General features: G+C 63.9%; 6 protein-coding genes and 1 pseudogene. 6 read left to right on the forward strand and 1 reads right to left on the reverse strand.

All coding sequences use genetic code 11. The features are described from left to right. Positions 1-435: pseudogene (locus FY112_RS06670) on the reverse strand (hypothetical protein); the annotation flags it as partial. Between the two features lie 151 nt (positions 436-586). On the opposite strand from FY112_RS06670, the gene FY112_RS06675 reads away from it, so the two are divergent. The 6 genes from FY112_RS06675 to FY112_RS06700 all read left to right on the forward strand — a co-directional run. After that, entirely contained in the window at positions 587-1,177 is a 591-nt protein-coding gene (locus FY112_RS06675; RefSeq protein WP_025397640.1) for a hypothetical protein, read from the forward strand. Between the two features lie 185 nt (positions 1,178-1,362). Continuing rightward, the gene (locus FY112_RS06680) at positions 1,363-1,740 is read left to right on the forward strand and encodes a hypothetical protein (protein ID WP_151518026.1); all 378 of its coding nucleotides are present in this window, start codon (positions 1,363-1,365) and stop codon (positions 1,738-1,740) included. 210 nt (positions 1,741-1,950) lie between these two features. Then, positions 1,951-3,906 (forward strand): DUF4384 domain-containing protein, encoded by a 1,956-nt coding sequence (locus FY112_RS06685; RefSeq protein ID WP_151518027.1) that lies wholly within the window; start codon positions 1,951-1,953, stop codon positions 3,904-3,906. Between the two features lie 22 nt (positions 3,907-3,928). Further along, the gene (locus FY112_RS06690) at positions 3,929-5,545 is read left to right on the forward strand and encodes a caspase family protein (RefSeq protein ID WP_017957740.1); all 1,617 of its coding nucleotides are present in this window, start codon (positions 3,929-3,931) and stop codon (positions 5,543-5,545) included. Beyond that, positions 5,542-8,067 (forward strand): trypsin-like serine protease, encoded by a 2,526-nt coding sequence (locus FY112_RS06695; protein ID WP_017957739.1) that lies wholly within the window; start codon positions 5,542-5,544, stop codon positions 8,065-8,067. The genes FY112_RS06690 and FY112_RS06695 overlap by 4 nt, the downstream gene beginning before the upstream one ends. 13 nt (positions 8,068-8,080) lie before the next feature. Continuing rightward, on the forward strand, positions 8,081-9,223 hold a 1,143-nt coding region (locus FY112_RS06700; RefSeq protein ID WP_151518028.1), incomplete at its 3' end, for a serpin family protein.

Here is a 9,223-nt window from a genome sequence, read left to right on the forward strand (position 1 = left end):
CGAGCGGGTGTAGTCGTCGGCATCACCGCCGCCGTCGACGGCGCGCAGCGTCTGCGAGCGGCCGTCCGCATCGGTGGAGCGCTCGAGCGGCACGACGCCGTCGGACCAGAGGTAGAGTTCGTTGTGGACGACGGCGAGATCCTCTGGCGCGACATTTTCCGGCAGCGGCAGGATCTCGGGCTCGGCCTGCGAGCGTTCGGCGTCGACGGCGAGCACGCGGCCGTTATTTTGGTCGAGGATGTAGATGGTGCCGTCGTCGCCGACGGTGATCGCCGCCGGCCCGGATGCCTCCGCTTCCTCGTTGGAAGAGATGATGCCGACCGAACGCGCACCGTCGCCGCTGCGAAGCTCGATGATCGTCGTATCTTTGGCGAAAACCGGCGAGGCGACCGCAAGTGCCGCGGCAAACAAAATATGCGACCCAAAACTACGCATTGCCTCGACCCCCAAAAGACCGTCACGTCTTTCAAAAATGGTAGGCTAGATATGACTTCTCAGCAAGCCGTTGCTTTCCAAACGATTTGGAGATCTGCGCCGGCGATAGTACAAGATCATCGTCTCGAAGATTTATCGGCAGGAAATGCTTATGCTGGAATGGAACGGTGACGAACTGGCGCTCGACATAAGCTTGTTGGAACAGGTTCGCGCGGCGCGAATAAACTTCTCAGACCGGGTCTGCGCCGCCTCGGCCAGCAAGGACGACAAGCATCTGGCGCAGCTGCGCTCGGAGCCGACCTATCTGATGGCCGAGTTCCTCTACTCGATGAAGGTCTTCGGCATCAGCACCGCCGAGGATATCGAACGCTTCGCCGATCTGCACAATGATTACGTGGTTTCGCTCACCCGCGATCCGGCCAAGCTGCAGCGTCTGGGGCTCTCGCAGGATCGGGCGCTCGCCTCTATGTTCACCGCCGACACCAAGCCGCGGCTGATCCAGAACTGGGCCGAGAAAGCCGGCGCGATCGACCAGTCCAATCTCGCCCGTTTCCTTGTCGCGGTGATGTCGAGCGAGACCTGCCGCAAGACGCTGATCGATTTCGAGACGGCGGGCTTCATGCAGCGCAAGCGCTCGCCCTACGGCACCATGGTCGTCTGGTCGACCGGAATGATCGAGGAGATCTTCGGCGAGATGCTGCGCGACCTGCGCCTCGGCCTGCAGCAATTGAAGATTCTCTAATGCATGTCGCCCGGAAGTGTGCAGCGGTTCCGGGTTAACATAAAACAAAGACCGAAAGCGCCGCTGCCATCCGATTTCAACCCTCCCAATCGATTGGCACCGAGCGCCGTTGCCTTCCTTCCGGCCTCTCCCTATTCTCGCGAGGCTTGTCGCGCAGTGGCACCAATAAGACGGATTTGACGACGATGACGAAATCCTGGCTCCTAACCTTGTCAATCGGCCTGCTATTGGCGCTGCAGATACCTGGGCTCGCGCATTCCGGCCCGGCTGAGGACGCGCTTGCGGCGCGAAACCCCTCGCTGGCGGCGCTACGCCAACATGACGAGAAGGCCTTTGCTGCGGCGACTGCGATCATCGCCGAACACGAGCGCGCCAAGGGGCTGGCGCCCGGCGAGGCGAAGCTGCCCGATGCGACCTCGCCCGGCCGCGACATGGGCTCGGGCCCCGGTAAGGAATTCACGGTCGACAATCCGGATATTCTCTGGCTCTACAATTCCTCGCCCGAGGGAATGAGCGACCTGATCTCGATTTTGAAATCAGCCGGGCAGAAACCCAAGAACTAACCGTCTCCGTGCAGTTTAACGGACTATAACAGGCGCCGGATATTGCCGAGCGTGAGTCTTGCTCACGTCTTTGCCTTGCCGGATTCTTCCAGGCTCCAAATAATTTGTAACCCTCCCTCAAGCAAGACAGGCGAAACCATCCCAATTTCGCCAGTCAGTGCTATTCTCATCTTCAACACAGTGTGAGATGTTCGAAGAGGAGGTTTTTCAATGCCGAACCGCAAAGCCATCCTGGCTGCAGCCACCTTTCTTTCGTTCTTTTCGGTGGTTCCCGCCGTCGAGGCGCAGAACGAACGGACATTGACCGAAGCGCCGGCGCAGACCGGGCCTGTCACCATCACCTTCGATCGCGCTGAAGCCAAATACGCCGTCGGCGAAGTTGTCGGCCTCTTCATCCAGTCGACCGAGAACGCCTATGTCACGGTGCTGAACGTCTCGCCGAACGGCGCGGTCGTGAAGCTTTTCCCGAACAAGTACCAGACCGACGCCCTTGTCGGCGCCGGCAAGCGCGTGCAGGTGCCGGATCCGGCAAGCGGCGCCAAGCTGCAGGTTTCAGGCCCGGTTGGCCAGGAGCAGATCAAAGTCTTCTATTCCTCCAAGCCGCTGACCATCTTCGCCGATCTCGGCGGCAGCGGCGGCGGCATGTTCCGCTCGATCGACGGCGGCATGGATGCCGTCTCCCGCAGCCTCGAGGAAGCCCGCAGCCTCGGCACCAAGATCAGTAGCAAGACGCTGATGCTGACGACGGTCGATAGTCCGGCTGCCATCCCACCCGTCGCAGCCGCTCCCGCAGCAAAACCCGCCCCGGTCGAGCAGGCTGCAAAGCCGCCCGTTGCGCCGAAACCTGCGGCCGCTCCGAAGCCGAAGCCGGTAACGAAACAGGAAGTCGCCAAGAAGCCGGAAACGGTGGTCGAAAAACCGAAGCCGGCTGCCCCGAAAAAGGTCGCGCCGAAGCCTGTCGAGCAGGCAACACAACAGCCGCCGAAGAAATACAAAATCGTCACCAATCTGGCGCCCGGCCAGGAGCTTGCCGCCGACGAACTGGAGCTGATCGGTCCGGCCGACACCACCTCATCCACCCGGCCGACCCAATATAAACAGCCGACGCAGTACAAGCAGCCGAGCCAGTCTTCGCAGACGAAGATGCCAAAACTGCCAATGCCGCAGATCAAGATGCCGCAATTCAAACTTCCCGGCGGGTTCAGCATCAAGATGCCGCAGCTAAACCTCGGCCGCTCGGCCGAACCTGGCCAGGCCGGGGAGGAGATCGAGGTAGCGAACGCCGATACGCCTGTTTGTACTGCCCTTCTCGACAAGCTGAACACCGCCGTCGCCGCCAAGGATATCAGCGCTGCCGCGGCTGAGGCCGATGCGATCGCCGTCAGCGCCGATTGCGGCCAGTTCCAGGTGAATGCCCAGCGCCGCGTCGCGGCCCTCAGGCTTTCCGCAGCCCAGGAGATGATGGCCGCCAACCAGCCGGTCGCCGATTACGAGCCGCTGCTTGTCGCCGCCGACAGCCCGCAGGTGCTCTGGCAGGCCTCCGCCACGCTCGGCGAGATCTATTTCTCCGCACGCCGCTTCGCCGATGCCGCCGCCGACTACCAGCAGGCGATCGAGATCATCAAGAACGAGACCCGCACGCCGAAAGCACCGCCCGCCGAGACGATCTCCGATCTCATCCAGCGCGCCGCCCAGGCCCGCATCCTTGCCGCCAACCCGACGAGCGACAATCCTGAGGGCAGCTTCGTGCCGGCCGAGAAGGACCACCGAAGCGGCGTGCTCGGCGGTATCTATTCCGAGAATGTGCGCGGCATCGTGCCGGTCTCCGTTCCGGTTCCGATCACCTTCGACTTCAACAAGTCGAGCTTCACCTCGATCGGCACCGAGGCCGCCCAGGAATTGCTGGAGGCGCTGAAGGAGCAGAAGCCCGGCCGCATCATCCTCGTCGGCCATACCGACCGGCGCGGCGGCGACGACTATAATCAGAAGCTTTCCGAACGCCGCGCCCAGGCCGTCGCCGACTTCCTGAAGAGCAACGGCCTCGACGCGACGATCGACGCCGAAGGCCGCGGAGCATCCGAACCGGTGGACGTTACGGCAACCGCAAACCTCACCGAAGACGATGTCGATGCGCTGAACCGCCGCGTCGAATGGCGCCGCGAATAGGCCGGGCGAGGGGGAACTGGCCATGACCGCATTCGTTTCCATGGCCGCAGCACTTGCCCTCCTCACCATGGCGGCCACCGACAGCTTGGCAAAGGTGATCGAGGCGCCCGAGCGTGGTGCGGTCAGGGCCGTTCTGATCGGCATCGACCTCTACCGCAACGTTCCGCCGCTGCACGGCGCCGTCGCCGACGCCGACGACCTTTCGCTTTCGCTGCGCTCGGTCGGCGTCGAGGACATGACGCTCCTGAAGAACGGCGCTGCCGACCGCGAGGGTATTTTCCATGCGATCGAGGCCGTGACGGAACGCGCAGGGTCCGGAGACCTGATCGTGCTTGGCATCGCCGGTCATGGGTCGAGCGAGCCTGAACGCGTCAAGGGTTCCAAACGGAGCGGCCGCGACGAGGTCTATATTCTGGCTGGCTTCGATACCCGGCTGCCGGGATCGCGCGAGCGCATCTTCGGCGACGAATTCAAGACGCTGATCCGCAAGCTCGAGGCCAAGGGCGCCGATGTCGTCTTCATCGCCGATACCTGCCATGCCGGCGGCATGACCCGCGACGTCGATCCGCGCGGCGCCGAGATCACCTGGCGTCAGGCGCCTTCCTATACGATCGAGGAGGACGATCTCGCGCCGATTTCGACCACGGCAGATGCGCTGTCCACCGGCTTCGATTTCAAGCGGCTGACCTTTCTCGCCGCCGTCGACGAAAACACCAAGTCGCCCGAAATCACCATTCCAGGCATTCCGCAGAAACGCGGCGCCCTGAGCTATGCCACCGCCCGCGCCTTCGAAGGGGCCGCGGACCGCAACGGCGACGGCGCCGTCAGCCGCCGCGAACTGTTCGAATATGTGCGCCAGGCGGTCTATCAGTTCACCAACCAGCGGCAGAACATCTTTACCGAAAGCCCGCCCGGAACCGATCTCGATCGCGCGGTCGTCTATCATTACGAAGGGGCGGGGGCCCAGGCGGCGGCGGAGAAATCAAACACTCCGCTGCCCCCCGAGCCCGCGCCGATCAGCGTTGCCGCCCTCGGCTCCGAGCCGGTGCTGCAGGGGATTGTATCAGCCGTCACGCCGTTCAAGCTGGCGGAGGGGGCTGATGCCGAACTCGTCTTCGATCCCGAAAAACACGAGGCGATTGCCGGCGGCGATGTCGTCGCCTCCGGCGTCGGCGCCGGTGACATGCCATTCGTCGTCGACCGGATGGCCGCGCTCGATGCGCTGAAGCGGCTCTCCGAGACCAACCCGCAGACCGTGCGCGTGACGCCTTCCGACACCGTCCATCGCGAAGGTGAGCGCGTCGGCGTCACGGTTTCGGATATATCAGCCCGCAAGCTCGTGCTCTTCGACGTCACCGGCGATGGAACCGTGCAGTTCCTCTATCCGGGCGAAAGGGAGGTCGATGCCGAGATGTCTCAGACCTTCGATCTCGACCTTTCCGTCGTCGCACCTTTCGGCACGGACCTGCTCGTTGCCGTCACCTCTGAAACCCCGATGCCCGAACTTATTGAATTCCTGAAGCAGAACGACAGACGCCGCACCGCTGGCAACATCGCCAAGCGCCTCGGCGAATTCCTGCCCGAGGGCGCGCGCGTCGGATTTACGGTCCTCTATACCTCCGCCGGAGCCAAGCTATGAGCACGTCGATCAGCAGGATCCTCAATATTGCGTCCGTCATGCTGCTGCTCGGCTCTCCGGCTCTTGCGCAGCAGGACACGGATTTCGCCGGCGAGGATGGCGGGCGTGTCATTGGCGGCCAGGCGGCCAAGAAGGGCGAATGGCCCTGGCAGGTGAAGATCCTTGCGCCCGATCCCGAACAGCGCGGCCGCTTCGGCGGCCATTGCGGCGGCTCGTTGATCTCGCCGCGCTGGATATTGACGGCCGCCCATTGCGTCACCAGCGGCCGCTCCGGCAAGCAGGATCTCTTCGCCCGCGACCTGCTGATCGTCGAGGGCAAGTCGAAGATCGACAAGGTGATCGCGGTCGACGGCCCCGACAAGCCGGGTCTTGCCGTCGAAGAGGTGATCATTCACGAGGATTTCGACCGCAAGGTCTTCGCCAACGACATCGCCCTCATCAAGCTGAGCGAGCCGGCTAAATCGAAGCCGGCGATCCTTGCCTCGGCCTCCGATGACGAGGTGGAGGCCGCGGGCCACTCGGCCGTCGTCACCGGCTGGGGTTACACCAAGGCCGATCACGGCTGGGACGACAAATACCTGCCGACCGAACTGCAGGAAGTGGAACTGCCGATCGTCCCGCGCGAGGACTGCCGGGCCGCCTACCGCGACAGCTCGATGCGCATGAACCCGATCGACGAGCGCAATGTCTGCGCCGGCTACGCCGAGGGTGGCAAGGATGCCTGCCAGGGCGATAGCGGCGGGCCGCTCGTCGCCCAGCGTCCCGACAAGCGCTGGATCCAGCTCGGCATCGTCAGCTGGGGCGCCGGCTGCGCCGAGGCGGAGCATTACGGCGTCTATACCCGTGTGGCCGCCTTCCGCGACTGGATCGCGGCCAAGACCGATGGCGACGTGCCGAATGTTGAAGGGCCTTCTGCCAGCGATCAGGTCGCATCCACCACGACCGGTGGCGGGACGAAGCAGAGGAAGTCCGGACAGGAAGAGACCAATCTCGTCATCACGACCCCGCCCGCCGGCGATACCGCGCCAGCCGCCACGACCGAAACACCTGGCGCGCCCACCGGCGATACTCCGCCGGCTGACAAACCCGTCGCTGACGAACCCGCCGTTCAGCCATCGGTCGTCCAGACACCGGTGATCGAAAGCTCGCCCGGCGACCGCGCGCTGTTGATCGGCATCGACGATTACGAGATGCGCGAGGCGAAACTGACCGGCTCCGCCACCGATGTGAAGGCGATGCAGGTCTTCCTCGCCAAGACGCTCGCCTACCGCCCGGAACAGATCCACACGCTGACCAACCGCAAGGCGACCCGCGAGGCGATCCTTGCCGAGATCGACGACTGGCTGGTGCGTCAGTCGACGCCGGGAAGCCGCGTCTTCCTCTATTTCAGCGGCCAGGGCTCGGAGGAAATGGGCGCCGACGCGACGACCAGCCCGACGCTGGTGGCCGCCGATGCCAAGCTGGTCCGCGAGGCCGGCAAAGTGACGGTCACCAACCAGATCCGCGAAACCGAGATCGCCGCGCGGCTGAACAGCCTCAAGGACCGCCGCGTCACGCTGCTGATCGATGCCTGCCATGTCGGGCCCGGCAGCCGCAGCGCGGTGGCAGCGCCCTCCGGCACCGTGCGTTGCCTCGGCCCGGCGCTGGCAGCGCTCGAACCGCCGAACAAATCAGGCAAGGAAGCCAAATTCTCCTTCGGCGGCGAAAACGCCATGGTCTGGTCGGCCGTTAACGCGGGGCAATGGGCGCTCGTCGACCGCGAGGCCAAGCCGGCGGTCGGCGTCTTCACCCGCCGCTTCATCGAAGGCGTGCAGGATGGCGTGGCGCGCGCGGCCGACAAGCCGAATGTCAGCAATGCCGCGCTTCTCGATTATGTCCGGCGCAAATCGGACGAATATTGCCGGACGCATGCTGAGGATTGCCGCTTCACGCCGGTTCCACAATTTTATGGTCAGCCGGATGCGCTCGGCCGGGATGTCATCACCGGCGAAGAGGCGAAGACGCCGGTCGCCGCCGTCGAAAACACGCTGAAGAGCGACAACGAAGCGGGCGTCGCCGTCGACGTGCTGCCCGGTACCGCGGTCAGCATTGGCGACAAGGTGGCGATGCGTGTCTCCACCAAAAAGTCCGGTTACCTGATCCTGGTCGATATCGACGCCTCCGGCAAGCTGACGCAGCTTTACCCGAACAAACGCTCGATGGGCTTGAAGCCGACCGCCAAAAGCGGCGACAACCGGCTCGATCCGGCCCGGCCGGTCGTCGTGCCCGATGCGCGCAATCCCTATACCGGCTTCGAATATGTGGTGGAGGGCCCGGCCGGCGTCGGCATGGTCGTTGCCATCCTCAGCGACAAGCCGATCGAAGTGCTCGACCTGCCCGATGTGCCGACGCCTCTCGTCGGCCAGCGCGCCGCCTTCAACTATGTCTACGATCTCGCCCGAAGCCTCAGGATCGTCGGCGACGACGAAACCGGCGCCCAAGGCAAATGGTCGTTCGATTCCAAATTCTATCGCATCCGCTGAACAGGAGCGAACCATGCCGAAATCCACTCTGCTGGCGGGTCTTGCCGCTTCCCTGATGGCGCTTGCTTCGGCTCATGCCGGCGACAGCAAGGCGATGCTTACAGCGCAAGCCGGGCTCGCCGCCGAACTGATCGACCGGACGCTGGCAAAGGAGGGTGCTGCCAATATCATGGTGTCGCCGGCAAGCCTTGCCGCAGCACTTGGTCTTGCCGCCCTCGGCGCCTCCGAGCAAGGCAAGGCCTCGATCGCCAAGGGCCTCGGCTTCGGCGGCGAGGTGAAGGGACCGGAGACGGTGCTCGACGCGATGTATCAGGAAAAGCCGGCAGCGGCGGATGCGCCGTTGACGACGGCGGTCGCGATCGTCTTCGACGACAAGCTGGTGCTCGTCCCCGATGCGCTCTCCATGCTCGCCGGCCACCGGATCAAGCCCTCGATCGAGGATCTCGACGGACCGAAATCGGTCGAGCACATCAACGGCTGGGTCAAACAGGCGACGCGGGGAGCCATTCCTGTCATCCTGGACGCACCGCCGGGCGGCGGCTTCGTCAGCCTCGGCGCGCTTTCCTTCAAGGCGCGTTGGAAAACCTCCTTCGATAGGGAGAGCCCGGCAAGCCCCTTTCAGCGGCCGGATGGCTCGACGATTTCGGTGCCGATGATGCATCTTGCCGGCGATGGGCAGAAATTCCGCTCCGACGAGAAATTCACCGCCGTCGACCTTGCCTATGCCGGCGAGAGCTACAGCATGGTCGTGGTGGCGGCGCGCTCCGGCAAGGGTGTGACCGGCTCTGACCTGAAGGCGCTCGCTTCCTGGCTGCAAGGGGAAAAATTCGAGGCCACCAAGGGCGAAATCTTCCTGCCCCGCTTTTCCCTGAACGACGGGCGTGATTTGATGCCGATACTCAATGCGATGGGAGTGGCGCCGGAGAAGGCCAAGGATGCGGGTTTCCCGGGTTTCACCAAGGAAAACATCAGCCTGGCGCGCGTCCTTCAGAAGACGATGATCAAGGTTGACGAAAACGGCACGGAGGCGGCGGCAGCCACGGCTGTTATCACAGAACGCAGCATCGATCCGAAGCTTGTCCGCGTCGTGGCCGATGCCCGTTTTGCCTTCGCGCTTCGCGATACAAGAACCGGCCTGCTGCTGGCCGCGGGCCTG

This window comes from Rhizobium sp. PEPV16, assembly GCF_008919455.1.
In the GTDB taxonomy this organism is placed as follows: domain Bacteria; phylum Pseudomonadota; class Alphaproteobacteria; order Rhizobiales; family Rhizobiaceae; genus Rhizobium; species Rhizobium leguminosarum_Q.

Bases quoted from the DNA above. Each gene is read 5' to 3' on its own strand.
- FY112_RS06675 (WP_025397640.1), top strand. From the start codon at position 587: ATGCTGGAATGGAACGGTGACGAACTGGCGCTCGACATAAGCTTGTTG.
- FY112_RS06685 (WP_151518027.1), top strand. From the start codon at position 1,951: ATGCCGAACCGCAAAGCCATCCTGGCTGCAGCCACCTTTCTTTCGTTC.
- FY112_RS06680 (WP_151518026.1), top strand. From the start codon at position 1,363: ATGACGAAATCCTGGCTCCTAACCTTGTCAATCGGCCTGCTATTGGCG.
- FY112_RS06695 (WP_017957739.1), top strand. From the start codon at position 5,542: ATGAGCACGTCGATCAGCAGGATCCTCAATATTGCGTCCGTCATGCTG.
- FY112_RS06690 (WP_017957740.1), top strand. From the start codon at position 3,929: ATGACCGCATTCGTTTCCATGGCCGCAGCACTTGCCCTCCTCACCATG.